Source organism: Sphingobacterium sp. SGG-5 (genome assembly GCF_011043525.1).
Classification (GTDB): domain Bacteria; phylum Bacteroidota; class Bacteroidia; order Sphingobacteriales; family Sphingobacteriaceae; genus Sphingobacterium.
On record NZ_JAAKGO010000001.1, the window covers coordinates 229,186 to 254,057 of the forward strand.

Annotated in this window: 24 protein-coding genes; 10 read left to right on the forward strand and 14 right to left on the reverse strand. The window is 42.2% G+C overall.

What is annotated here, in order from left to right; all coding sequences use genetic code 11:
- Positions 1–5: 5 nt before the first annotated feature.
- Complete coding sequence (locus tag G5B30_RS00945; protein WP_165318076.1) at positions 6–494, reverse strand: hypothetical protein; 489 nt, start codon at positions 492–494, stop codon at positions 6–8.
- A 404-nt stretch (positions 495–898) separates the two neighbouring features.
- On the opposite strand from G5B30_RS00945, the gene G5B30_RS00950 reads away from it, so the two are divergent.
- The 5 genes from G5B30_RS00950 to G5B30_RS00970 all read left to right on the forward strand — a co-directional run bounded on the left by G5B30_RS00950 (position 899) and on the right by G5B30_RS00970 (position 5,329).
- Entirely contained in the window at positions 899–1,039 is a 141-nt protein-coding gene (locus G5B30_RS00950; RefSeq protein ID WP_165318077.1) for a hypothetical protein, read from the forward strand.
- 433 nt (positions 1,040–1,472) lie between these two features.
- Positions 1,473–2,351, forward strand: a complete 879-nt coding sequence (locus tag G5B30_RS00955) for a hypothetical protein (protein WP_165318078.1) — start codon at positions 1,473–1,475, stop codon at positions 2,349–2,351.
- 31 nt (positions 2,352–2,382) lie between these two features.
- On the forward strand, positions 2,383–3,117 hold the full coding sequence (locus G5B30_RS00960; RefSeq protein ID WP_165318079.1) for an HNH endonuclease: 735 nt from the start codon (positions 2,383–2,385) through the stop codon (positions 3,115–3,117).
- Positions 3,114–4,247 (forward strand): hypothetical protein, encoded by a 1,134-nt coding sequence (locus G5B30_RS00965; protein WP_165318080.1) that lies wholly within the window; start codon positions 3,114–3,116, stop codon positions 4,245–4,247. The genes G5B30_RS00960 and G5B30_RS00965 overlap by 4 nt, the downstream gene beginning before the upstream one ends.
- Positions 4,247–5,329 carry a hypothetical protein gene (locus G5B30_RS00970; RefSeq protein ID WP_165318081.1) on the forward strand — a complete coding sequence of 361 codons (1,083 nt, stop codon included), beginning with the start codon at positions 4,247–4,249 and terminating at the stop codon, positions 5,327–5,329. The genes G5B30_RS00965 and G5B30_RS00970 overlap by 1 nt, the downstream gene beginning before the upstream one ends.
- Before the next feature lie 36 nt (positions 5,330–5,365).
- Here the strand turns inward: G5B30_RS00970 and G5B30_RS00975 are convergent, their stop codons facing one another.
- The 3 genes from G5B30_RS00975 to G5B30_RS00985 are packed head-to-tail and all read right to left on the reverse strand — an operon-like array spanning position 5,366 to position 9,070.
- Complete coding sequence (locus G5B30_RS00975; RefSeq protein ID WP_165318082.1) at positions 5,366–6,853, reverse strand: DUF262 domain-containing protein; 1,488 nt, start codon at positions 6,851–6,853, stop codon at positions 5,366–5,368.
- A gap of 14 nt (positions 6,854–6,867) precedes the next feature.
- A complete protein-coding gene (locus tag G5B30_RS00980; RefSeq protein WP_165318083.1) occupies positions 6,868–7,455 on the reverse strand; it encodes a hypothetical protein in 588 nt (195 codons plus the stop codon).
- 13 nt (positions 7,456–7,468) lie between these two features.
- Positions 7,469–9,070 carry a DNA cytosine methyltransferase gene (locus tag G5B30_RS00985; RefSeq protein ID WP_165318084.1) on the reverse strand — a complete coding sequence of 534 codons (1,602 nt, stop codon included), beginning with the start codon at positions 9,068–9,070 and terminating at the stop codon, positions 7,469–7,471.
- Positions 9,071–9,614: 544 nt separating this feature from the next.
- On the opposite strand from G5B30_RS00985, the gene G5B30_RS00990 reads away from it, so the two are divergent.
- From G5B30_RS00990 to G5B30_RS01000, 3 genes are all read left to right on the forward strand, one after another.
- A complete protein-coding gene (locus G5B30_RS00990; RefSeq protein WP_165318085.1) occupies positions 9,615–10,097 on the forward strand; it encodes a very short patch repair endonuclease in 483 nt (160 codons plus the stop codon).
- 115 nt (positions 10,098–10,212) lie between these two features.
- Positions 10,213–13,008 carry a UvrD-helicase domain-containing protein gene (locus tag G5B30_RS00995; protein ID WP_165318086.1) on the forward strand — a complete coding sequence of 932 codons (2,796 nt, stop codon included), beginning with the start codon at positions 10,213–10,215 and terminating at the stop codon, positions 13,006–13,008.
- Positions 13,009–13,020: 12 nt separating this feature from the next.
- On the forward strand, positions 13,021–13,584 hold the full coding sequence (locus tag G5B30_RS01000) for an AAA family ATPase (RefSeq protein ID WP_206366969.1): 564 nt from the start codon (positions 13,021–13,023) through the stop codon (positions 13,582–13,584).
- 14 nt (positions 13,585–13,598) lie between these two features.
- On the opposite strand, the gene G5B30_RS01005 is transcribed toward G5B30_RS01000, so the two are convergent.
- The 5 genes from G5B30_RS01005 to G5B30_RS01025 all read right to left on the reverse strand — a co-directional run bounded on the left by G5B30_RS01005 (position 13,599) and on the right by G5B30_RS01025 (position 15,968).
- Positions 13,599–13,799 (reverse strand): hypothetical protein, encoded by a 201-nt coding sequence (locus G5B30_RS01005; RefSeq protein ID WP_165318087.1) that lies wholly within the window; start codon positions 13,797–13,799, stop codon positions 13,599–13,601.
- Positions 13,786–13,986, reverse strand: coding sequence for a hypothetical protein (locus G5B30_RS01010; RefSeq protein WP_165318088.1), 201 nt, complete (start codon positions 13,984–13,986; stop codon positions 13,786–13,788). The genes G5B30_RS01005 and G5B30_RS01010 overlap by 14 nt, the downstream gene beginning before the upstream one ends.
- Before the next feature lie 4 nt (positions 13,987–13,990).
- Positions 13,991–14,467, reverse strand: a complete 477-nt coding sequence (locus tag G5B30_RS01015) for a DUF5675 family protein (protein ID WP_206366970.1) — start codon at positions 14,465–14,467, stop codon at positions 13,991–13,993.
- A complete protein-coding gene (locus G5B30_RS01020; protein ID WP_165318089.1) occupies positions 14,464–15,093 on the reverse strand; it encodes a fibronectin type III domain-containing protein in 630 nt (209 codons plus the stop codon). The genes G5B30_RS01015 and G5B30_RS01020 overlap by 4 nt, the downstream gene beginning before the upstream one ends.
- A 596-nt stretch (positions 15,094–15,689) precedes the next feature.
- Entirely contained in the window at positions 15,690–15,968 is a 279-nt protein-coding gene (locus tag G5B30_RS01025; protein ID WP_165318090.1) for a helix-turn-helix domain-containing protein, read from the reverse strand.
- Positions 15,969–16,248: 280 nt separating this feature from the next.
- On the opposite strand from G5B30_RS01025, the gene G5B30_RS01030 reads away from it, so the two are divergent.
- Both G5B30_RS01030 and G5B30_RS17580 read left to right on the forward strand, forming a co-directional pair.
- Positions 16,249–16,470 carry a hypothetical protein gene (locus G5B30_RS01030; RefSeq protein ID WP_165318091.1) on the forward strand — a complete coding sequence of 74 codons (222 nt, stop codon included), beginning with the start codon at positions 16,249–16,251 and terminating at the stop codon, positions 16,468–16,470.
- 11 nt (positions 16,471–16,481) lie between these two features.
- Positions 16,482–16,685 carry a PIN domain-containing protein gene (locus G5B30_RS17580; protein ID WP_165318359.1) on the forward strand — a complete coding sequence of 68 codons (204 nt, stop codon included), beginning with the start codon at positions 16,482–16,484 and terminating at the stop codon, positions 16,683–16,685.
- Between the two features lie 25 nt (positions 16,686–16,710).
- On the opposite strand, the gene G5B30_RS01040 is transcribed toward G5B30_RS17580, so the two are convergent.
- From G5B30_RS01040 to rpoC, 5 genes are all read right to left on the reverse strand, one after another.
- Positions 16,711–17,031, reverse strand: coding sequence for a hypothetical protein (locus G5B30_RS01040; protein ID WP_240903060.1), 321 nt, complete (start codon positions 17,029–17,031; stop codon positions 16,711–16,713).
- 391 nt (positions 17,032–17,422) lie between these two features.
- The gene (locus G5B30_RS01045) at positions 17,423–17,674 is read right to left on the reverse strand and encodes a hypothetical protein (protein WP_165318092.1); all 252 of its coding nucleotides are present in this window, start codon (positions 17,672–17,674) and stop codon (positions 17,423–17,425) included.
- Positions 17,675–18,186: 512 nt separating this feature from the next.
- A complete protein-coding gene (locus tag G5B30_RS01050) occupies positions 18,187–19,635 on the reverse strand; it encodes a glyceraldehyde-3-phosphate dehydrogenase (RefSeq protein WP_165318093.1) in 1,449 nt (482 codons plus the stop codon).
- A 164-nt stretch (positions 19,636–19,799) separates the two neighbouring features.
- Positions 19,800–20,360 carry a type 1 glutamine amidotransferase domain-containing protein gene (locus G5B30_RS01055; protein WP_165318094.1) on the reverse strand — a complete coding sequence of 187 codons (561 nt, stop codon included), beginning with the start codon at positions 20,358–20,360 and terminating at the stop codon, positions 19,800–19,802.
- Between the two features lie 221 nt (positions 20,361–20,581).
- Positions 20,582–24,859, reverse strand: coding sequence for a DNA-directed RNA polymerase subunit beta' (gene rpoC, locus G5B30_RS01060; RefSeq protein WP_165318095.1), 4,278 nt, complete (start codon positions 24,857–24,859; stop codon positions 20,582–20,584).
- Positions 24,860–24,872: the final 13 nt, after the last annotated feature.

Sequence of the window (24,872 nt, forward strand, 5' to 3'; positions counted from 1 at the left end):
ATCCATTACCTTAGACCCGATAAACGTCCAACAAAATCCAGTCTTACCCCTTCCTTGATCTCCGCCGTCCGTTCTACGGGGAGATATCGGCCTATAGGATTATAATTACGATTCATATAATGCACCGTATGCCCGGCGATGATAAAGGAAACAAAATCCTTTACGAATCTGTCCAGCGCCATAGCCTCCCGGCTTTTCTCCGGCACGGCTCCTTTTGCCAACAGCACCATATCGAACAGGTTCAAGCGGTCCGTATTGTTGCAGTTGTATCGGGACCAGAAGTTATCGATCACCCGGGCAGGGCTGTAATCCGTGAACTCGATGGTACGGAACTCCGCTGCCATTGCTGAAAGAAGCTCCTCATATTTCAGTACCTGGGCCTTGTCGATAAAGACCTGTTTTACGGAAGAAGGTATTTCTTCACGTACCTCGTTTTGGTTCGTTACCTGCGGAGATCGGTGTACATACCCCTCCCCTTTGCGTAATTTTCGCATGCTGTTAGGTTTTTGGTGGAGTAGCGTTTTTATATCATTCTACCCCGGTTGACCTCCGTTCCCGGCAGCACATTAAGAGGCTACCAACCCTCCTGTCCAGCCCGATGCCGGGACTTTGGTCTAATCGATTAATAAATTTGGTTCCCGGAATGTGCCTATACGTATTATCAGTTTTAAGCATTTTTTTATCTGTACATTCACCGGGTTAAGTCATAAACCGACCCCGATATTATTGCAAATCAACAATAATCGATGGCCATCACTTGGAAGGAATAGAAAAGTTTGCTAATTTTAGAATGCGAATAATAAAAAACAGCCATACCGATCTACGACCTATGTCCGCAGCGATGCATACATATTGTCATTTTTGAAATAAAGAGGTCGGTTGGACAGGAAGGAATACGGTGTTGCAAGAACACGTCATTGCCTACCTGCGGCAGGCAGGCGAGGCATTTTGCCCCTCTCCTTTTTCTGTCCGTTTGGTCTGCGTCTATTCCGGCGAGCGGATGACGTTTTTTATGAGCAAGGAATGGGAAAACCAGTGACGTACTTCCTGGAAGTGGTCGGGGCGGTTTTGTCTGGTGGTTTTTAGTCGTTCAATCATAATCTTGAAGTTTATGTGAACGATGACACTCAGAAAGCGTAGAAGGCTTGATTGGTAAAACACCAATAGAGCGAACTCCAATGCTTTGAGTGTGGTACCGTCAAGAACCCTTAAGCCAAGGCTCAAGTTCCACAAAGACTGACATGAAGTTCGCTCTATTGAACTATATCAACAAAGATATGAAAATCCAATAGAAAGCGAACTCACGATCGACTCATGTGGAATTTTGACGGTTTTCACTCACGAGTGACATCGTTAAATAAGTAGCAAAAAAGAATGCTACCTAAGTCTTGTCGCTAATACTATAATACAAACGTAAGAAAAATATAACGAATTAGGAAATTTTTAAACCAAATTTTACATTAAAATTTTAAATGGCTACAGGTATAGGCACATATTTAAATAAGCTAAAATCTAATAAATCTAAGATAGCACGTATTTCTGGGATATCTGCAAATCGCATAAGTGCTATTTCAAATAGTGAAGATGTTAAGCCATACGCCGAAGAGTTTTATAAAATCATTTACATAGCTCATCAACAAGCAGGATTAGGTGAGGACAGTTTCCATAAAGCGGTAGACGAAATTTTTCCAAAACGCCCAAAAGTCGATCTTCTGGCGGAATTTAAAGACCTTTCACCAGAAGGACAGTTTTTTAAGAAGTACACACAAAAGCAAACTGATATTGAACAAAAACTTGGAATAGCGAATGGCAAAATCAGCAAGTACTTTGGCGACAAGAGCAAACGAGCACTTGCTATTGAAATAATCGCCTTTGCAGATGGCATGGAGTTGGATGTGCTGGAGGTGTTTAGGGAGATTTATGGGACAATGGATGAAACTGAAAGTATTTTCCTGCCAAATCCTACAGTTCTAAATGAAAGAACGGATAAAATTTATCAATATATAGAGGCATACAACCGACTCGATGTACCAAATATGGTCGTAAACATGTCCAATACAGTCGTTTTTCTGAATATGGAAAATAACAAATCAACCATGCGGTTAGAAGGAATAGACAAGTTTAAGGAACAGGCTGTTGAAGCTATTTCCTATTTTACTCAGCGACAACAGACAATCTTATCTATGATGCATAAGTGGAACTCTATAGAAATCGTAGTCGATTATAACGCAATAGCGGCAAAGGATTTTCCTAACGGAATCAAAAGAGGAGATGAAATAAAACTAACAGGCAAATCTATCTTCGAGTTTTCGCAGGCTGGGAAGATCGTAAAGCTGATGGATATCAGTTAAGCATGTTAGACGGGATTATAAAGGAGGATAAATGAGAAATCCTAAATGGCAACGAGATGAATTAATACTGGCACTGGATTTATATTTCGATATAGTGCCGGGTCAAATACACGCAAGGAATCCCCAGATAATCGAACTCCCAGAGCTACTAAATCAGTTGCCAATTCATGGGGATCGAAATGAATTCGAAAAGTTCAGAAATCCAAATGGAGTGGGATTGAAGCTTAGTAATTTTTTGGCCTTGGATGATTCCTATCCGGGCAAAGGCATGTCTGCGACTAGCAAACTGGATAAAGAGGTTTTTTCGGAATTTAAAGATAATCGAGAGACTCTTAAGAGATTAGCTACGTCAATTCGTGAAAGTGCCACGAACCATGAAATCAAAAAAGCCATCTTATCCATTGACAACAATGAGATTGATGATGAGACTTCGAGATATGAAGGAAAGATACTCCATAAGTATCATCTTTACAGGGAAAGAAATCCTACGCTCACACGAAAGAAAAAAGAACACGCCCTCGTTCAGTATGGCAAACTTGAGTGTGAACAATGTGGCTTTGACTTTGCTAAAGTTTATGGTGATGTTGGATATGGCTTTATGGAATGTCACCATAAGCTCCCCCTATACCTACTGACTGAAGAAAAGAAAACAAAATTAGAGGACTTGATGCTTGTCTGTGCTAATTGCCATAGGATGTTGCATAGGGGGTGGATAAGACTTGAAAAGAACAAAGAAAGCAACAAAATATTAGTGGATATAACATGAATTTAAAAGTATTATCAGATACGAAGGATCTTCGTACAGGAACAAATGTCATCTACGCCCAGACCGACATAAATAGTTATTTAAAACTAGTTGGCGAAGATTTCGATAGGTTTGGAATCCAACGGAAAAAAGAAAAACATAAAGGTTATATTAGATTGAAAAGCGATCTTGAAAAAGGTGCGTTAATCCCAACTATAACACTGGCTATAAATCCTGACAACGTAAACAGGTATACCCCCCTTATTGAAGAAAAAAAATATGAAGACGTTGAGAGGTTATTAAAGGCAGATGTGGATAATATATATATTCTTGACGGCCTACAACGAACCTACATAATCAATGGTATAATAAAAGAGGAGAAAAACCTCGAACAGAATTTACTTCTCGAAATTTGGCTAGAACCGAATATTGATCATTTAATTTACAGGTTAATTGTTCTAAACTCGGGACAAAAGCCGATGTCCATGCGTCATCAATTGGAATTACTATTTATGACTATGAAAAGTAATCTAATAAAAAAAATACCAAGCCTCAAACTTATACAAGAAAACGAAGAGGATAGACGAAGTAATGCTAATGAATTCGCATTTGACAGGATTGTGTTGGCGTACAAGGCTTTTTTGATGAAAAGCACCGAGATAGATAAGAATAATGTTGTCTCAGAGAAGTTTATGGAAGATGAAATATTAGATTCTGAAGAAGAGTTTCTTTCTACTAATTATGACATTTTTGCGAAGTATCTTTCTAAGTATTGTGAATTAGATTGTCTCGTGTTTGACAAAATATACAGAGATAGTATCAATAGGCACCGGAACTGGTTAGCTGACACTAACGTGCTTATTTCATTTTTCTCATCCGTAGGTAGATTTACAAACGATCCTAAGAAAACTTTCAGAACGAATGAGGCTATCAATAATTTAAAAAACGTATTGGAAGAATCTCAGCCAGGTGATGATCCCCTCCGACTGAAGTATATGGATCAGTTAAAGACGGAAAAAGCCGATCCAAAAAAATACAATGTGGGATTTGCTACCAGAAAACTGATATCGTCAGGTTTTTACGAATATTTCAGAAGCTCTGGTGAGGAAAGTATGGAATCATGTTGGACTATAAGCGCCTCTGAGCTATAATGAAAACCGAGCATTTAAAACGTCTATATGCAAATCAATTTGAATTTGACCCACTAGATATAGACATTAGATCAACTTATGGATTTCTTACCATAAGCGGACATGTTATAATGCCTATTAAGACTAGTAAAATCTTTGACAGGACACAAACTGTTCAAATCGAAGATGAAAGTTTTATTCCATTAGGGCAGGTCTACTTTGTGGCAAATAAAAACTATGAGATCAATGCATTGCCTGAGGATCTATATAAAATATACTTGGCCGAGAACGAAGACGATATATCGGTTGGCAATCATCAAGAATATGTATTTAAATATGATTATATATTAATTAAAACAAATAGAGCGGAAGAATATTTCAATAAGTTTAAACATGGAACGTTATTATGGGGCGACTTTTATCATATCGAAAGCGAACTATTAAGAGGTTTTAATTTTAACTCGAGCCTGAATAAGATCTCAGTTATTGATTGTAAAACTCTAGATAGTCAATCTAGATCGCTACATTACGAATTAATTTCGGAGACAAACTGCTTTCACAGATTCCTAAGATACTATCACATGCTGGAGATGCATTTCGACATGCACACTGCAAAAAAAATCAGTAATCTCCTTTTGCAAGGTGGGAATGAAAAACAAATAAGCTCACTTTTAAGAGATTACAATAGAGAGGATCTTAGTAGACTACAATCTCTAATAGAGAATTATGTAAATCCACTAACCTTACAGGAGAACTTGAAGATCATATTTAATTACATGGAGTATGCTGAAGATATTTTCTATAATTTCGGGAAGGTTTCAAACCCATTACGCAAATGGACGGATCTTACACGACTAAAGGAAAATGGAAGTTTTACAGAAAACAGCACGCAGAACTTTCGTGGCTCAAACACTCATAACAAGTTTTTGGCTAAAATATCTAGCTATTGGATATATAGAATCCGATCAAGTATCGCTCATCGGAAATTAGGGGAATATGTTATGGATCAAAAAGACGAGAAATTTGTTGTGAACTTTGCAGAGCCCTTAATAAAAGCAATCTACAGGGATTTTTTTATTAACTTTAATCACCAACAGACATAACACAACAAAATTCTGTAACCAAATCACAAGAATTTGCTATTTATTCAAATTCAATACCTTCACTATCTCATTAGCTACATAAATAGCCAACTCATCCTTCGGTTCAGCAAAATCTTTCAATCCAGAAAACCAGATTCGGCAATCGCCACGACCATTTGATTTATACATAGATATCTCAGTCAGAGACTCTCTTCCATCAGATTCAACAAAGAATCCGCCCTTCTTTACCTTATGATCAGGACCATTGTCTTGAGCATCATAATCGTGAACATCGTTCCGTTTAAGAAATTCACGTACAGTTGAAGTAGCGTCCATAATACCTTTATTTAGCCCAGTTTCTGTAGGAATAATGGTTGCATAATTTATACCTTGCTGCTCTAATCTCTCTCTATTTTGCTGTACAATATTAGGCTCCTCTTCTAAAATTGCCCTTTCTATAATCTCCCTAATTACTTTTCCACGATGTTCTCGTGCTGGTTGCTCATGGCTGCCCTGTCTAGCTACCTCAAAATATTTGCGCTCATCATCAGTAATGCTCTTCAAATCTTCTTCATCATCCGCTGAGAAGTATATATCAAACTTCTTCTCCAGATCCAATAATGCGGTCTCGAAAACATCAAGATCTAATGCAATGGGATCGACATCTTTTAATTCGATTATTAAAGTAAACAGATTTGCCTTATTAAACCAATAACTCTTCTCGTCCAAATTGAGACGCTCAAGGATCTGGATAGAGTTTAAAATCTTTGAAAGGATAGTCTGATAATTTGCAAACTCGTCATTATACTCCGCTAGATATTGTTCAACCTTATCACTTCGCCTAAAGTAGCTACCGTTCAATATTGTCGAAGCTATCAGCATAATATATTGGCTATCAAACATCCTTTTGATATCATTGTCAGAAAAGATCTTGTTATCCATAAAAAATTTCAAGATTCTCTCCCTGTCATCTGGATTGATAATTACGTCGGTAACTAATTTTGATACTTCCAAGGAAGCATCGGTAAGCTGTTTTGCGAAGTATGCAAATTCTCCACCTCCAAATTCAGCGTTTAGTATTTCATTACTGTTTAGCGAATAATTAGTGCTATTAATCCGTTTAAATATTTGTTTTATGGTTTCTTCGTCTAGATCCTTCAAGTCTTTGACAGAAACAGGATAATTTAAAAAATCCTTCTTCTCTGGTATAGATAGTTCGTCAAATTTCTTAATCGGTAATCTGCCATTGAAATCACCTTCCCCTTTTATATATTCTACTATAGTGGTAAGCCTCTGTTGCCCATCCACGACAATCTCTTTCGCTTTCAGACTTTCCACATCAATTTGTTCACTAGCAATATATACTTCAGGAAACGGATAATTTAATAAGATCGTCTGAATGAACGCATATTTATGTTGCTTTTTCCAAACTAAATTCCGTTGAAAAGCAGGGTCGGGAACCAGTGTCCCCAAATCCAATTTATTGTAAAGCTCTACTATTTTATAGCTATTAGACTGTATACTGGATACTAATTTATTTTCCATAATCATTCTTTAAATTAAGCAATCAGATTTACCTGAATCCTCCTGACATTCTGTTGATGATAGGTTTCGAAATAATGCCAAGATTTATATATCTCAATATTGACCACTCTACCGTAGGCCATCCGATATTTATCCTGCACATCTTTAATTTCCTTCGTAAACTTAAAGCCTTCGGGTAAAAAACGAATCGCTAACCGGCCTTTCAGGATATATTTTGCGAAGCGTGGCCGATCTTCCCAAAAATTTTTTGCATAGCCTGTGTGGTTGTAGAGATTTTGCATTTCGCCATCAAAAAGTGAAGAGGAGACAATTGCAATATCCAAATCAGATTTCCTCCCATTTTTCCCGTCAAACGGAGAAAAGTGAAACAAACCCGCATCGGAATCATCGGGCTTTATGCTAAACCCTAATTTAGCGGATCCCACTATGACGACATCTCTAATATGGACATTAAGTATACTAGCGATGTCTTTTTTAAACTCATATTCCTTTCCTTTTTCAACATTATTGAAGAAATAGGATGGCTTCTCAATGAGGTAACGCTCTACCACCTCATCGGGATTACAGTCGATACAAGATTTCTTAAATTCTTCTAAAGACATCTGGAATATATTATTATTCAGTTAACAATTTATAAACAACTTCGCCCAATTTTAAAGCCAAAAGCGGTGGAACAGCATTACCGACCTGTGTATATTGCGGCACCTCAAACTTTCTTCCATCACCACCAGTCGTAACTTTTGACCGAAAAACAAACCAATCAGGAAAAGACTGAAACCGAGCCATCTCTCTCACTGTAAGTGTACGAAGGTTTTCCATATGATAATGGCATAAATCATCTGGGATAGTAAGCTGCGCTGGAGCAGGTTCATATTCCAATAATGCCCTTTGGGAGTGTTTTTTTGTGGGTATAGTTTTTAAAAGATTGTCCACTTCGGTCAACGTTTTGGGTTTTTTATAAAACTCACCATTTTCTCCATTAAAGTACAGATTATAATTCAGAAAAGCAACAGTTAACTTTTCTTTCGTGTCTTCATCAATACTTTTACCTGTAAACAAATCAACTGCCCCTTTCTTCAAACCATTTTGAAACTCATTGATAACTTGATAAAAACGAAAACGTGCTTTTGTTCCAAAATTATGGTTGCGAGGTTCATGATTGTGGATAAAACCCGTTTCATGATATTTATTCGTAAATGTAGTATTCAGCTTTCCACTATACCCCTTTTTTATGGTGGAGACCTTGTATTTTATCTCGGTGCGTCGGATATCACCAATAGCTTCCAAGACAGACACAAAATCTCCTTCTCTATTGGTTATTTCCGGAAATATTACTCCGTCAAACAATTCGGGATAATGATCTATATCGTAATATCTGAAATCCTTAATCCCTATGTTTAAAACATCATCCAGATTTTCATTCACCAACTCATAGAATTGCATTGAGACATTAAGAATAGGATTTTCTTCATATAAAGCGAAAATACGATTAAATATATCCTCTCTATAAGCCATCATAATAAATCGAGGCCTATTTTGCGCAACACCAAAGAACTTGGAATTTAGCATCATACAAACAGGCACATAACCTTGTATTGCAAAAGCTTTTGACACTTCCAGCCAGGCATAATATTTCTCTCCACCTTCATCAAAAGGTGACGTTATCCCCTTTACATTTTCCAACAAGACAGCTTTAGGCCTAGTCAAGCCAGCAAATCGTGCAAACGACAGAGGCAATAGATTTTTATGGTCGTCCTTTATGCGCCTGCCTGCCAGACTAAAGCCTTGACAGGGCGGCCCTCCAGACAATAGGTCTATATCTTCATTACGGATTTGCTCCACAATATGTGGATTGTCATCAAAGAATTTCAAGAGGTTGTCGATATCTCCGATTAATAGTTTCCCTTTGATATCTTCAAGACTCACAAGATCGCTAAATTCGCCTTTCTCGGCCGCCTGAAAGGGGTTTTCGCGAAGGCGACGGATTAATTCTTCTTGCGGATATTGGCTTTTAATCCATTTTACCTTAGCTGAAGGGGTCTTTTGTCTAGACAGATTATCAAGATCTTCTCCCAACATATTATAGGCAAAAGTCTCTCCTGCCATAGGAGATAATTCATTAGCAAAATAAAGTTCAAAACCGGCTTTCTCTAACCCTAAGCTCATCCCCCCACACCCAGCAAAAAGCTCGATATGTTTTAACTTTCTTTCTGACATGAAAATCACAACTAACTTATTAACAAACAATTGAAATGGTATCCATTACCATAATGACTCAAAAAATAAATATGCTAATATAAGTATAAATTGTTGGCTTACGCCATCCATAAATAAACAAATCTAAGAGAACTTTCAAAAGCAACTCTATTAATTTTAATTATCATGTAAAAAGCGCTATATTTGTTCAATGGCGTTTTTACAACCATATTCCGAAATCACTACTGTTATACTTAACACTATGGGTATAATCGGGGGAATGTGGACCGTGTATACTTTTTCAAAAAGCTTTTTTAAAAATGACTTTAATTTTTTATAATTGCATTCCCTTTTTCAAAATACCAACTCGTTGAAAAACAAACAATTAACCAACAACAAGATCAATATAACATATATAAACAGCCCTTTTTAAGAAGATTTTCACTTTCTTCTCTAAAAAAATCTCCCTCTCCCATCTTTATTCGATGATTTTTAATTTACTATTTCACCCAACGGGCATAGGGGATTGTGAACCTTCTTTTATATTCTTCGTTATATTTGTATTATGTACAGCTACGACAACGAAGAAGACCGTATATATGTACCGCACTTTGAAGAAGCCGGAGGCTTCTACACTTCACCGCAGCGTAGCCGTCTCATGGCAAGTATCAAGGGAAAGCACTCCAAACCAGAAATAATTCTTCGCAAAGCACTCTGGGCAAAGAACATCCGCTTCCGTTTGCATGATAAATCACTACCGGGACGTCCGGATATTGTCATCAAGAAATATAAACTGGCTATTTTTGTCGATGGCGAATTTTGGCATGGTTTCGACTGGAAGACTCGTCGGGAGCAAATCAAATCCAACCGGCTATTTTGGATACCGAAGATCGAACGCAATATGCAAAAGGATGAACGTACCAACAAGGCACTGCGTGAGATGGGGTATACGATATTCCGCTTCTGGTCACTGGATATCCTCAAGAACCTACCGAAGGTCGTTAATCAAATCGAGCTGTTCTTAGAGACAAGACGTCTATGGAAGTAGAAGAACATACTTTTCAAATTAAGTAATTTTATCGATTCGACACTTTAGTTTCGTCAAAGCACAATGCAGCAAAAATATATACAGACCTATGTATATTAGCGCATTACTATCAAGAATGACCGCCTTCTACAACATAATAGCAGCTATAGGACTGGCTTTTATTGGCTTCTTTGTCTTTCGACATCGATACCGACGAAACAAGCAATACAAAGATGCCGAACGCCTACTTTTACAACAGCAGATAGAACAATACAAGAACCATCTGGAACAATACGCTTCTCAGATCAATTACATCGCTAAGCAGATTCTGCCCTTTAATACCCGTTATTGCTCTTGGACGGATCTGCATAACAAGACCGCAGAGATCCAATCCACAGTTCCGACGGTAGATATTCCTCCGCATTATGAGGAGGAAAACGAGCTGCATGATCGGTATCTGGAAATACTAAATTATAGTGAAAAGAGCGCAGATTTACGAACAGAGCACAACACGGCATTTATACAAACGGAAAAGCTCCGATGTCAAAACTATTTTGCCTCCCTCCTCTCCAACCCATTGGATGAGCAGCAGATTGATGCGATACTGCACGATGATGATAATACCTTGGTAATTGCCGGAGCAGGCTGTGGGAAGACCACGACCGTACAAGGGAAGGTCAGCTATTTATTAAATCATGGATTGGCCAGTCCGAAGGAGATATTGCTTCTTTCATTTGCAAAAAAGAATGCGGAGGACTTGAAGGAAAAACTGGGGTATCTCGGTGTAACCTGCCGCACATTCCATTCCCTGGCGTATCAGATTATCAAGGGAAGTGATCGGGCGCCGGATGTGATCTTGCCGGAGGAGGCGGAGCAGATCATTTTACAATCCCATTTATCGCTGATCAACGATGCCGCTTATTTAGCCTCCTTCAATGATATCATCTTAAATGGTTTGCGCCCGATTAAACACGAGAATGAGTTCAGCAATTATAAAGAATATATCCAGTATCTGAAGGATTGCGAGTTTGAGTCGCTAAAAGGCATGTTATTCCAAAAGCAGGCGCATCAGCACAACAACGGAAAAACACTTCGAAGTGAGTTTGTGAAAAGCGGCGAGGAATGTTACATCGCGAATTTCTTGTTCTTGAACGGCGTGGAATACAGCTACGAATCGCCTTATATATTCCATAAGGAGATCGATGCCAGCGTAGACTACGATAAGAACAAAAAGCGCTATAGACCGGATTTCACGATCTACCTGAATGGTTACGATGAGTATAGCATCAAATCCTGTCCGAACCCGCAGGAGAACGTGCTCTATCTGGAGCATTACGGCATCGATGAAAATGGTGATACACCTCCGTTCTTTGAAGGACGTGATGGTCTCTCCCCTTCGGAATATTACCGGAATATCATGCAATGGAAGGATGAGGTACACGGCCGATACAAGACAACGCTGATTAAATCGTACAGTTATGAATTCAAGAATAAGACGGTAGAGGAACATCTTGTTGAAAATCTGATAAAGCACGGTGTACAACTTTCACCCAAATCCAATGAAGAGATATACGACATCTTACAGGACGCGTACACGAAAGAGATAGATGCGGTGATACAGTTGGTGAATACCTTTATCGGTTTACTTAAGTCAAACAATAAGTCCTTTGATGAGCTTGAAGCACTCAATAGAAAGTTGTTCTTATTAGAGCCTAATATGATGGCGCGCAATGTGAATCTCTTGGACATGATCCGCAAGATTCATCAGCAGTATGAAGCACAGCTAAAACACCTACACAAGCTGGATTTCAATGATCTCATCAATCAGGCGAAAGATAAGCTCGACGAAGGGACCTATATTCACCCTTACAAATATATTATCGTGGATGAGTTCCAAGATATTTCTATCAATAGGTATCAATTGCTGAATGCTTTAAAAAAGCAAAGCTATTGCAAGTTGTTTGCCGTCGGTGATGACTGGCAATCGATCTATAGATTTTCGGGTAGTGATCTGACTTTATTCAAGCATTTCGAAGAATATTTCGGGCATACTGTCACTAAGAAAATAGAAACGACCTATCGGTTTGCAGAGCCGTTAATCCAGATTTCGTCCAACTTTATTCTCAAAAATCCTAACCAGGCTGAAAAAACGCTCCGTGCGGGAAGGCCGAACAAAACGGAGGTGATGTTTGAATACAGGAAAAAAGATGAACAGGAAATAAACCAAAACGTATTGGATATCCTGCAACAGCTCTATATGGAGTATGGGGAAGATTTGGCAGATAAGTCGATCACCCTATTGGGTCGATATAATCACGATATACGGCAATTGAAAAATGACAGTCAGATCATGGTAGATAGCAGAAAATCGTGTGTATATGTAAGAACGGTACTCCATGATAAGGAGGTAGATGGAGAGGGGAACACGATCAGAGATAATCAACTGCAATTCGAAAAAACAATTGATTTTTTGACTGTTCACCGGGCTAAGGGATTGGAGAGTGACATTGTGATATTGATTAATTGCGAGACGGGCAAATATGGCTTTCCTGCGGAATTGAGTGATGACAGGATACTCAGCCTGCTTCTCAGCGGCGACGACCGGTATCCAAATGGTGAGGAACGCAGGGCATTCTATGTTGCATTGACGCGGGCGAAGGAGAAGTTTGTATTCTTGGCCAACAAAAACAGACAGTCCAAGTTTCTGCGTGAGATTTATGCCGAACACAGGGGTGATCAGGAAGAGGCTTTATGTTGTGAACGATGCGAAGCTGAATTGCAGTTTATTAAAAAAATCAAAAACAAATTTGGTTTATCCCAAATGTTTGGATGTACAAATTACAAGTATGGATGCGACTATACGACTTTTGTAAGGGAGACTGAACCAAGTCCTTTATTTGTCGTGCCGCCTAAAAAGAACCGATTTTACTGACTTTAGCTAGCTATGAACATCAACAACCAGTTCATCATCACCGGGGGGCCGGGCGTAGGTAAAACAGCTTTACTGAATGCCTTATCTTCGGATGGTTTTCGGATCGTTCCGGAAGCAGCAAGAACCATTATCCGTGAGCAAATGGAAACGGACGGAGATGCCCTTCCCTGGAAAAACAAACGGCTCTACACCGATAAAATGATAGCGGCTTCTATACTGGACTACAACAGAATAATAGACAGCTGCTCGCATGAGATATGCTTTTTTGACCGAGGTATTCCGGACGCTGTCTGTTATGCGGAAATGATTGGCTATAGGCTTTCAAATGACGTGGTGGAGCAGATACAAAGCTGCCCCTATAATACGCATGTTTTCATCCTACCACCCTGGAAAGAAATCTATGAAACAGACAGCGAGCGGAAACAGGATTGGGAAGAGGCTCAACAGACCTATATCCACATGAGAAATATGTATAAAAGACTGGGGTATGAGCCGATAATTGTTCCTAAAGGCAGTATTGAGGAGAGAAAGGAGTTTGTACAGAGTTTTATAGCTAAGAATGGTGAGCTAAGGTAAGAAACCTTCCCCCCTTAGGGAGGATCATCGTCCCTATCCTTCCCTTTCAATGCCAGCAACCGACTTACCGCCACACTGACAAGGGTTCCCACCGCAGCCATAAGTGCGGTGTGCAACATATCACCCATATCAAAACTCACCCATATCGAGCAGAGGGTACCACCAAGGGTACCCGTTCTGCATTCATTCCATAACCGCATACTACTGCTCGACATCTATTGGGGTTTCCCCCACGGTGTCCATGAGGACATCGCGGGGTTCTTCCTTTTCCACAAGCTGATCGAGTATACCCAAGGCTATACCGATATAGTTCATGACCTGCACGACTTTTGCAGGCAGTTTTAATGGAGCGGCCAGTACCACCTGTACGGCTCTGCTCGCTATTTTTAGGATTTTTTTCATGATTTTACACATTTTGTTTGGCGATCGGCGCCTGCCGATCACTGATATTATACATTTTAACAATTTGACCACTGGCGGGCTTGATCTGCAGGTACACCTCGCTGTCCATGTCCCAAAGGCTGTAGACCAAAGCTTTCAGCTTTTCGAGGGCCTGTCGGCTGTTGGCACCGCGGCCTTCACCAATCCATGTCGTGACGGGTGCGATGCAGCCGGCCAGCTGCCGTAAGGCATCGTTGGCTGCATGGATAAGGATAGCTTCACGGCCCAGCACAGCCGGAATGCCGATCTGCTCACCGTGCTTGGTATACTTGCGCTTTTCCAGTTTATAGCGCCCGTCGGGGATGCAGCTTAGCCGCGGGATATTGTTGCGCCACGGCAGCTCGATGGTACGGCAAATGTGTTTGCCGCCGTAAGTAAGGATCCCATTGGTGCCCTGTGCTCCATAATGCCGTTGGAGGACCAGGATGTGTTTCGCTTTCATCGCACAAGCATACTTACGGGTTGACTCCACTCACCTGCGCCTGCCGTGTTGATGGCGCGGACGCGTACTTCGTAGCGTTGTGCCACCTCCAACGGGGCGAGGATGTTCCTTCGGCTGGATGTGGTCCGCAACCGATCGCTCCATTCGGATTCGGGGGCCGTCACTTTGCGGTACTGGTACTCGTACATGCGTATGCCACGCTGACTGGCGAAATCGAACCGGGCCTGACCCGACTGCGGTCCATCACTCATGCGTACATGCTCTACGGCTACGGGCAGTAGCGTAGGACTGTCCGGACTGCTGACCGGGAAACCGGAGCTCAGCAGGGTAGAGAGATGGCCTTGGGCGATGGTGTTGACGTAGTAGGCCAGCTGCCGCAGCGCTTCGGCCAACGGGAGCTTGCTTTCGTCCTTGATCGCCGTATCTTCCGGCGATCCGGGTTTACGGGAGATAGCCAACTTGTTGGAGAAATCGTCCAACAGGGCCTGTATATCTGCCAAGGCAGGTACAGGGGTGGTGTAATTTGTGTTGTCCGTCATGGCGCCGATAATCGTGTTGGCGGCGACCACGAGCTCATCGTCTTTCATTCGTGCAAAGCTGATGAGCGCTTTTGTTTTTTTTGCCATTTTGTTTTACGTTACGCCTTGGGCTAACGGCCCAGGGCAAGCGTTCTGTCCTCGCGAGATCGAACGATACAAACGTACATAGGCCTTTTCCCTTTTGAAAAAAGTGAGCGGATTTGAGCAGATTTGAACGGATCTGGCGTCACTTTCGGGTATTTTGGCATAAAAAAGAATGTAAAATGGGCTTTTCGCGTACATGCCGTGCAACTTTGACAACATACAAAACACTTTTGCGTATAGGCGAAACGACACTACGTATACGCAAAACTGTTTCGCATGTATACGATGCAATATGACATGTATGCGATACGACATTGCGTGTATGCAATGCAGGAAAATATAGTGTCCCCGCAGTTTTGCGTGTATGCAAGAGCACGTCACGCACACGTTGCGTTGCATGGCATACACGTTGTGTTGCATCACGTATACGTGATGCAACATGGACATCACGCAGAACGTCATGGCATAGTGGCAAAACGGAATAACGTATACGGAAAACGCCACAACGTGTAGGTTGTGGCGTTTGGCGTGTATGCAGCGACTTCATGTATATTGGCAACATTGCACAATGTGTTGTCAATATGCTGCCGAATACATCCTTAGAACCGGCCTTTACGGCGGCTGATCTCCAGTGCTTCGTGAAGGTCCGGTATGTAATACAGATCAATGCCCCCCAAGCACATTGGTTTGAGGGTACCTTTGTCGACGTAGCGCCGATAGGTGGCATCGCTGATATTCAAGTAGGCCATCACCTCATTCTTGTTGAGCAACTTTTCCAGCCGCTGTGCTTTCTCCTGCGACACCATGTCATTGATCTCGGTCAATAACGCATGCATACCTTTTAATAATTGAAGGAATTCTTCTTCATAGTTTTTCATTTCAACATTTTTTTAGAGCGACGCCGGACCGAAATACAGATGTGCCGTTGGACAATATCTTCCTTAATCGCAGTTAGAAAATCAAATTAATTAACACTAAGATAATAATTGTTTCAATAAAAGCAATATATCATTTAGTTTTCAGAAGAAAATATTTCAACTCATTGAGATTGGTACGACATGAAATAGACAGCGAGTAGAAGTTATCTGAATTGGGAGGAGGTTAGGAAGTTGGAGAAGTAATTTGTAAATTTGGAGTAAAAGTAAAGGAGGTTCCTATATGAAAACCGTAACATTAGATATTCTGAATGACGAAGCGATCAAGCTATTGAAAAATCTCGAAGGCTTAAAACTGATCCGCTTTCATAAGGGTAAGACAAGCTCACAGCAAACCAAAGAGCAAGTCTCATTATCGGATTTCTCCTTTTCCAAAAGTCGAGAGATATTGAAGGATTACCAAGGGTCATTGAGTGACACGGTAGCTGATGATAGAAGAATTTAAAAAAATATCATATTGTACCTATCGATGCCTCCATTCTCGATAGTGCGGTAAAACTGGTGGCCAAGTATGGCAAACAAGGCCTGCGTACATTGGATAGTATACAGTTGGCTACAGCGGTACACCTAAGAAAGAAGGCTGAGCTGTTTGTTACTGCAGATAAGTTATTATCATCATTTTTTATCGAAGAGAGATTGAAAAATACAAACAAATCCTAAAGAAAGAACGTTTTAGAAACCTTTATCAGTAATAAGTAAAACGCCTTACCCCCGCAATATGACGGGCGAGGCGCATGACCTGATGGGTGTATCCGTATTCATTATCGTACCATACATACAGCACGATACCCTTGCCGTCGGGCCGGACGATGGTCGCCGGAACATCCACCACCGCAGCGGCGCTCGTACCCATGATATCGGAGGAAACAAGCTCCGCATTGTCAGAGTATTTGATCTGCTCGACAAGCCTTACTTCATTTACGCACCTCAGTAATGAAGGAGAAGGTACAAAAAGTAAAGGGACAACCAGAAGCTGTACGTATATGGAACTATCCTTACGAGGCATTGGAGGAAGTGGTAGCCAACGCCTTGTATCATCGTGACTACCAAACCAGAGAGCCTGTAGAAATAAGGATATATCCAGATCGAATAATTTATCATCACCGGGGGGCCGGGTGCAGGTAAAACAGCTATTAAGGATTGGGAAGAGGCCCAACAGACCTATATCCACATAAAAAATACGTATAAAAGATTGGGGTATGAGCCGATAATTGTTCCTAAAAGCAGTATTGAGGAGAGAAACTCGACTGTCTGTTTACCACCAAGTTTAGTTTCACCAGCATAATCTATTGCTTTTTTTCCTTCGGCGCTCATAATAACTTTAACAAGTATGGTTAACTTTCGCTTTAATGCTTTCCCTATGCATAAGGCTATTATGACCGAACAGGAGAGAGAGATTATTTCGCTTTAGGGAGGTTCGCCAACAGGTCTTTTGCAGGTACGTCTTTTACTTCTCCATCCATCTTTACCACTAAACTTTCACCCTTCAGCGCACTCTCTTCTACCAATTTCCGCAAAGCCCTTTGCACACCAATCTGCACGCGCTCCGCAAAGGGCAACTGGGAAATATTAACGTCGTTCTTTACCATAGTAATCTGTATATATCCTCTTCCAAATTTCGTCATTCTGAACAACTTCTCCAAACTCATTTTTCTCTGCAATAATTTCTGGCATTAGATCCATATATTAGGCATAACTAATTTTATCACACTAAAATACGAAATTCCCTCTAGTAAAGTAAGCTTTTCCTTAGCTTGTCTCCCTTATATAGAAATGTTTCCCTTGTCATTAAAAATTTTTAGCACGCGGCTGTATAAGCTCTCCTGCTCTAACTCCTGCTAAGAAATACGACAGATGGAAGCGGATAATAGCCTTGTTTCTAAAGACGAGAAGCGGATAAAGTGAATAAAAAAAGATGCTGTCTCAAAAGATCTGCAAGCCTAAAAACGCGTCATTATGAGGAGCCTTAGCGACGTGATAATCTGCGTTTTTGACTGATTAACGCATTCATGTCCTTAGATTTCTCCTCCTAACGTCGTTCGAAATGACGGTAAAGCTCACTTTTGAGACAGCCTCTTTAAGCTCCTACTTAATTACGTTTCATTACTGAAAGAGGCTTTATTAAGTCTTACAGTACAAATATACAAAACATCGACCTTTATCAGTAATAAGTAAAACGCCTTACCCCCGCAATATGACGGGCCAGGCGCATGACCTGATGGGTGTATCCGTATTCATTGTCGTACCATACATACAGCACAATACCCTTGCCGTCGGGCCGGACGATGGTCGCCGGAACATCCACCACCGCAGCGGCGCTCGTACCGATGATATCGGAGGAAACAAGCTCGGCATTGTCGGAGTATTTGATCTGCTCGACAAGCTTTCCTTCCAATGCACCTTTTTTTAGGATTTCTCGGATATCTTCAACATCTGTCTCCTTGTCCAATTGCAAATGCAGTATCGCCAACGAGCCATTAGGCACCGGTACACGGATGGCGTTGGAAGTTAGTTTTCCGGTTAGCGTGGGCAATACCTTGGCTACGGCATTCCCCGCACCTGTCTCCGTGATCACCATATTGAGTGCTGCCGCACGTCCTCTTCTGGACTTCTTGTGCATATTATCAACCAGATTTTGATCATTGGTATAAGCGTGGATGGTTTCGATATGACCCTGTTCGATACCCAGAGCAGTATGTACGATAGCTAATACGGGTGCAATGGCATTGGTCGTACAAGAGGCCGCGGAAAATATTGCCGTATTCTCAGTATCGATACGCTCGTTATTGACGCCATAGACGATATTAGGCACGCCTTTTCCGGGTGCTGTGAGCAATACCTGGCGCGCACCCTTTGCAACGAGATGCCTTGACAGTGCCTGCTCATCGCGAAAGGCTCCGGTATTATCGATGACCAATGCATCCTGTATACCGTAAGCCGTATAATCGATTTCTTCGGGAGTACCTGCTGCAATAATGTATACCGTCACACCATTGATAAGCAACGCGCCTTTGTCCACATCGATATCGACCTCGCCTTCAAAGTCACCGTGGATGGAATCTTGACGGAGCAATGCCGCTCGTTTTTCTAAGGTTGCGGCATCGACTTTATCGCGTGTGACGATCGCGCGGAGGCGAAGCTGTCTGCCTGCACCCGACTTGCTGATCAGCTCGCGCGCCAACAGTCGGCCTATCCGTCCAAACCCGTACAACACGACATCACGGGGATCAAAGCTTTGATGGCTTTTTGCTCCAGATAGCTCTCCTCCCACGAAGGCTGCGATGTCCTTATCGGATACACCCTGCTCACGGATTTTCAAAGCCAATTTACCGATGTCTATCCGAGAGGGAGACAAATGGAGCGATGAAATCGCATGAGCGACTTTCAATGTTTCCTCCACCCGCAGCGCCGTACCGGTAAGGGCCTGGGTAGTCCGATGCAGATTTAGCAGAAAACTGACGCGACGGTCGATCAACTGGTTTCGGAAGAGTACGAGTTCGATGGATTGGTTAAACCACAGGTCGCTGACCACTCTGACGAGCTCCACAGCGTCATTTTGTTTGGTTTTGTAACTTTTGATTTCGGACTCAAAAGTTGCTTGTTGTGTCATAATTTGTTAGAAATGATTACGGCCCAAACATAGCCATAATTCAATATCAAAAGCAAATGAAATTATACTTTAGTAATTTTGTATGCAGATTGGTAGATTATTTTTAATTATTCATAAAGTAATCTATTTTTTGTTGATAAATATTCAAAAAAAGAACACCCATCCTAAGCATGCTGACCGCGATGCATCCCTTCGGCATATTCTTCAATAATCTTTTTATTAAATGCAGGTAAGTCTTCTGGTGTACGACTGGTGACAAGTCCCTGATCGGTAACGACCTCGCTATCTTCCCACATCGCTTTGGCATTGATCAAATCCATTTTGATCGCCCCGACGGAAGTAAGCTTACGACCTTCAACGACTTCGGCATTGATTAACACCTGCGGTCCGTGACAGATTGCCGCAACGGGTTTGCCGGCTTCAAAAAAAGCCTGCACAAAGGAAAGTGCGCGTTCATTGGTCCGCAACTTATCGGGATTGACGACCCCTCCCGGAATCAGCAATCCATCGTAATCGTCTACCTTTGCATTGTTTAAAGGTACATCTACTGGATATTCGTCTTTCCAGTCATCGCCTACCTTCGAACGTACCGTATCGTCTTTTGGGGAAACGATATCGACCTGTGCACCTTCTTGTTCTAATGCTTCTTTTGGACTTATTAACTCAATTTGTTCGAAACCATCTTCGGTCAATGCGGCTATTCTTTTTCCATCTAATTTTCCCATGATAACTCTTGTTTTTTATATCCTACGCATAATACACCATACGTCTGTATAATAAAGAACAAACAACGGGGTTTCTCGTTCACTTAAATTTGAGATTCCTGAATAGGAAAAGTCATATATAAAAAAATCCCGCTCTTTCGAACGGGATTTTCTATGGTATTTGCTCATCGCAATACCTGCCTACCGCAGGCAGGCGCATATCGCATATCGCAATACTAAAACTAATCTTCTTCTTTCGAAGCCAATAGTTGATCGTATTCTTCGCGAGAACCGACAATGATATTGCTGTATTGGCGAAGACCGGTACCGGAAGGAATTAAATGTCCAACAATGACATTCTCTTTCAATCCTAACAAGTCATCACGTTTACCAGCGATAGCTGCCTCATTCAATACTTTCGTGGTTTCCTGGAAGGAAGCCGCAGAGATGAATGATTTCGTACCTAACGATGCACGGGTAATACCCTGCAATAAGGGGCTCGAAGTCGCTGGAATAGCATCACGCACTTCGACGAGCTTCATATCCTGACGTTTCAGATTAGAGTTTTCTTCACGCAACCTGCGAAGCGTAACGATCTGACCAGGACGTAAGGTATTCGAATCGCCTGCCTCAACAACGACTTTCTTGTCGTACAGGGAATCATTCTCTTCGACGAAATCCCATTTGTTGACCGCCTCTTTTTCTAAGAAACGAGTGTCTCCCGGATCTTCGATGTTTACTTTCTGCATCATCTGGTGAACGATCGTTTCGAAGTGCTTATCGTTGATTTTCACACCTTGCAGACGGTAAACCTCTTGGATACCGTTGACGATGTACTCTTGTACCGCAGCAGGTCCTTTGATCGATAGGATATCACCAGGGGCAATCTGTCCGTCCGACAAAGGCATACCCGCTTTGATGAAGTCATTGTCCTGTACCAGGATATGCTTCGAAAGAGGTACTAAATATTTCTTCACTTGTCCGTCGCGCGACTCGATAGAGATCTCACGGTTACCACGCTTCACACCACCTAAGGATACCACGCCGTCGATTTCGGTCACGACAGCCGGGTTAGATGGGTTACGTGCTTCGAAGAGCTCGGTCACACGAGGAAGACCTCCTGTAATATCGCGTGTCTTACCGGTAGAACGTGGAATCTTAACCAAGATCGTACCTTCTTTCACCTTTTGTCCATCGGATACCGAGACGTGTGCGCCTACCGGAATGTTGTACGAGCGGACAACACCGCCTTTTGTATCGACAATCTTGATCGTAGGGTTCTTCGTTTTATCGCGGGTTTCGATAATGACTTTCTCTTTGTGTCCGGTTTGTTCGTCGGACTCTTCACGGAAAGTAACACCTTCAATAACGGCGTCAAACTCGACCTTACCTGCAAACTCGGAGATAATAACCGCGTTATAAGGATCCCAATCGACAAGCTTCTGATCTTTCTCTACTTTGTCGCCTTCTTTGACGTAAAGTTTCGAACCGTAAGGGATAACTTGCTGATAAACGACTTTCCGATCGGCGTTGACAATCTTGATTTCACCTGAACGCCCCAATACAACATGGTACGTACCATCATCGCCTTCTTTTTCTACGGTACGAACGTTTTCAAATTCGACTGTACCTTCGTATTTGGCAATAACGGTCGACTCCGCTGCAATGTTGGACGCCGTACCACCGACGTGGAAGGTACGGAGTGTCAACTGTGTTCCCGGTTCACCGATAGACTGTGCGGCAATAACACCTACAGCCTCACCCAACTGAACGCGTTTGCCGGAAGCCAGGTTGCGTCCGTAACAGGTTGCACATACGCCACGCTTGGCCTCACAGGTCAATACGGAGCGGATTTCTATACCTTCGATACCAGCGGCTTCAATAGCGTCAGCTACTTCTTCGGTAATATCCTCATTAGCAGCGACAATCAGCTCGTTCGTTTCCGGATGATAAACATCGTTCAACGGTGTACGTCCTAAGATACGATCGAACAATGGCTCGACGATATCGTCGTTGTCTTTTAATGCTGTAGTATAGATACCGCGTAAGGTTGCACAGTCTTGTTCGATGACGATCATATCTTGTGCCACATCGTGCAGACGACGGGTCAAGTAACCCGCATCGGCTGTCTTCAATGCGGTATCGGCCAAACCTTTACGGGCACCGTGTGTGGAGATAAAGTATTCCAATACGGACAGACCTTCTTTGAAGTTCGATAAGATCGGGTTTTCGATAATCTCACCACCGGAAGTACCTGACTTCTGTGGTTTCGCCATCAGACCCCGCATACCGCACAGCTGACGGATCTGCTCTTTCGAACCCCGAGCTCCAGAATCCAACATCATGTAGACGGAGTTGAAGCCTTGGTTGTCGTTGGAAAGAATATCCATCACGTATGCTGTCAACCTGTTGTTGATACGTGTCCAGATATCGATAATCTGATTGTAACGCTCGTTGTTGGTAATGAAACCCATGTTATAGTTGTTCATTACTTCTTCAACTTCGCCGGTAGCTTGTTCAATTAGATCAGCTTTTGCCGCTGGAATATTCAAATCTTGCAAGTTGAATGACAAACCACCTTTGAAAGCGGTTTGGAAACCAAGATCTTTCATGTCGTCCAAGAACTTGGCTGCACGTGCCATACCGGTATTCTTCACAATCTCACCAATGACATTCCGTAAGGATTTCTTGGTTAGAATTTCGTTAATGAAACCAACTTCTTCCGGAACAACCTGATTGAAGATAACACGACCTACAGTGGTCTCGATGATCTGCTCGCTAAATTGTCCATCTTTATTGCGCACATTCGCCCTGACTTTAATCCAGGAGTGAAGATCAACCTGACCTTCATTCAGAGCGATAATAACCTCTTCGGAAGAGTAGAAGGCACTGCCTTCCCCTCTCATCTTGCGGTTTTCATCAGACTTACGGCCTTTAGTAATGTAGTAAAGACCCAAGACCATGTCCTGTGAAGGTACCGTCACCGGCGAACCATTGGCCGGGTTAAGGATGTTATGCGCAGCCAACATCAAGATCTGGGCTTCCAGAATTGCGGCATTACCTAATGGTAAGTGCACGGCCATCTGGTCACCGTCAAAGTCGGCGTTGAATGCAGTACACACCAAGGGGTGCAACTGTATCGCTTTACCTTCGACTAAGGTCGGCTGGAAAGCCTGTATACCCAAACGGTGAAGCGTAGGTGCACGGTTAAGCAATACAGGGTGTCCTTTCAATACATTTTCCAGGATATCCCATACAACCGGATCCTTACGGTCCACAATTTTTTTAGCGGATTTAACCGTCTTTACGATACCTCTTTCGATCATCTTACGGATGATAAACGGTTTGTAAAGCTCGGCAGCCATATCTTTAGGAAGTCCACACTCGTGCAATTTCAAGTTTGGCCCTACGACGATAACCGAACGTGCGGAGTAATCCACACGCTTACCCAATAAGTTTTGACGGAAACGTCCTTGTTTACCTTTCAAAATATCGGACAAAGACTTCAACGCACGGTTACCTTCTGTTTTCACAGCATTCACCTTACGTGAGTTGTCAAATAACGAGTCTACGGCTTCTTGAAGCATACGTTTTTCGTTACGTAAAATGACTTCAGGGGCTTTGATCTCGATCAAACGTTTCAAACGGTTGTTACGGATGATGACACGACGGTAAAGGTCGTTCAGATCCGAGGTCGCAAAACGACCGCCATCCAAAGGCACCAACGGACGTAATTCCGGTGGAATAATCGGAACGATCTTCACAATCATCCATTCCGGACGGTTTTCGATGCGTGTGTTTGCACCACGGAACGCTTCCACAACGTGAAGGCGCTTCAAGGCTTCGTTCTTACGTTGCTGCGACGTTTCGTTTGCCGCTTGGTGACGTAGGTCGTACGACAATTGATCCAGATCAAGACGCTTCAATAATTCTTCAAGCGCCTCCGCACCCATCTTCGCGATGAATTTCTGTGGATCGGTGTCGTCCAGATATTGGTTTTCTTTCGGTAGGGTATCCAGAATGTCCAGATATTCTTCTTCCGTCAAGAAATCCATGTAGGATATACCGTCTTCTTCTTTAATACCGGCTTGGATAACGACATATCTTTCATAGTAGATAATCATATCCAACCGCTTGGTGGGAAGCCCCAACAAGTAACCGATCTTGTTAGGAAGTGAGCGGAAGTACCAGATATGGGCTACAGGAACGACCAAAGAGATGTGCCCCATACGTTCACGGCGCACTTTCTTTTCCGTTACCTCAACACCACAACGGTCACACACGATACCCTTATAACGGATACGCTTATATTTACCACAGTGACACTCATAATCCTTTACCGGACCGAAAATACGCTCACAGAATAAGCCATCCCGTTCTGGTTTATAAGTACGATAGTTGATTGTCTCTGGTTTCGTAACCTCACCACTGGAACGCTCCAGAATGGTTTCCGGAGAGGCCAGGCTGATCGTAATCGATGTGAAGTTACTTTTGATTTTATTATCTTTTTTGTAAGACATACTTATAAAAAGT

What these genes read in the sequence shown, in the direction of transcription:
- G5B30_RS00945 (WP_165318076.1), bottom strand. Translation starts at nt 494, where the DNA reads ATGCGAAAATTACGCAAAGGGGAGGGGTATGTACACCGATCTCCGCAG.
- G5B30_RS00955 (WP_165318078.1), top strand. Translation starts at nt 1,473, where the DNA reads ATGGCTACAGGTATAGGCACATATTTAAATAAGCTAAAATCTAATAAA.
- G5B30_RS00960 (WP_165318079.1), top strand. Translation starts at nt 2,383, where the DNA reads ATGAGAAATCCTAAATGGCAACGAGATGAATTAATACTGGCACTGGAT.
- G5B30_RS00965 (WP_165318080.1), top strand. Translation starts at nt 3,114, where the DNA reads ATGAATTTAAAAGTATTATCAGATACGAAGGATCTTCGTACAGGAACA.
- G5B30_RS00970 (WP_165318081.1), top strand. Translation starts at nt 4,247, where the DNA reads ATGAAAACCGAGCATTTAAAACGTCTATATGCAAATCAATTTGAATTT.
- G5B30_RS00975 (WP_165318082.1), bottom strand. Translation starts at nt 6,853, where the DNA reads ATGGAAAATAAATTAGTATCCAGTATACAGTCTAATAGCTATAAAATA.
- G5B30_RS00980 (WP_165318083.1), bottom strand. Translation starts at nt 7,455, where the DNA reads ATGTCTTTAGAAGAATTTAAGAAATCTTGTATCGACTGTAATCCCGAT.
- G5B30_RS00985 (WP_165318084.1), bottom strand. Translation starts at nt 9,070, where the DNA reads ATGTCAGAAAGAAAGTTAAAACATATCGAGCTTTTTGCTGGGTGTGGG.
- G5B30_RS00990 (WP_165318085.1), top strand. Translation starts at nt 9,615, where the DNA reads ATGTACAGCTACGACAACGAAGAAGACCGTATATATGTACCGCACTTT.
- G5B30_RS00995 (WP_165318086.1), top strand. Translation starts at nt 10,213, where the DNA reads ATGACCGCCTTCTACAACATAATAGCAGCTATAGGACTGGCTTTTATT.
- G5B30_RS01000 (WP_206366969.1), top strand. Translation starts at nt 13,021, where the DNA reads ATGAACATCAACAACCAGTTCATCATCACCGGGGGGCCGGGCGTAGGT.
- G5B30_RS01005 (WP_165318087.1), bottom strand. Translation starts at nt 13,799, where the DNA reads ATGTCGAGCAGTAGTATGCGGTTATGGAATGAATGCAGAACGGGTACC.
- G5B30_RS01010 (WP_165318088.1), bottom strand. Translation starts at nt 13,986, where the DNA reads ATGAAAAAAATCCTAAAAATAGCGAGCAGAGCCGTACAGGTGGTACTG.
- G5B30_RS01015 (WP_206366970.1), bottom strand. Translation starts at nt 14,467, where the DNA reads ATGAAAGCGAAACACATCCTGGTCCTCCAACGGCATTATGGAGCACAG.
- G5B30_RS01020 (WP_165318089.1), bottom strand. Translation starts at nt 15,093, where the DNA reads ATGGCAAAAAAAACAAAAGCGCTCATCAGCTTTGCACGAATGAAAGAC.
- G5B30_RS01025 (WP_165318090.1), bottom strand. Translation starts at nt 15,968, where the DNA reads ATGAAAAACTATGAAGAAGAATTCCTTCAATTATTAAAAGGTATGCAT.
- G5B30_RS01030 (WP_165318091.1), top strand. Translation starts at nt 16,249, where the DNA reads ATGAAAACCGTAACATTAGATATTCTGAATGACGAAGCGATCAAGCTA.
- G5B30_RS01040 (WP_240903060.1), bottom strand. Translation starts at nt 17,031, where the DNA reads ATGCCTCGTAAGGATAGTTCCATATACGTACAGCTTCTGGTTGTCCCT.
- G5B30_RS01045 (WP_165318092.1), bottom strand. Translation starts at nt 17,674, where the DNA reads ATGAGTTTGGAGAAGTTGTTCAGAATGACGAAATTTGGAAGAGGATAT.
- G5B30_RS01050 (WP_165318093.1), bottom strand. Translation starts at nt 19,635, where the DNA reads ATGACACAACAAGCAACTTTTGAGTCCGAAATCAAAAGTTACAAAACC.
- G5B30_RS01055 (WP_165318094.1), bottom strand. Translation starts at nt 20,360, where the DNA reads ATGGGAAAATTAGATGGAAAAAGAATAGCCGCATTGACCGAAGATGGT.
- rpoC (WP_165318095.1), bottom strand. Translation starts at nt 24,859, where the DNA reads ATGTCTTACAAAAAAGATAATAAAATCAAAAGTAACTTCACATCGATT.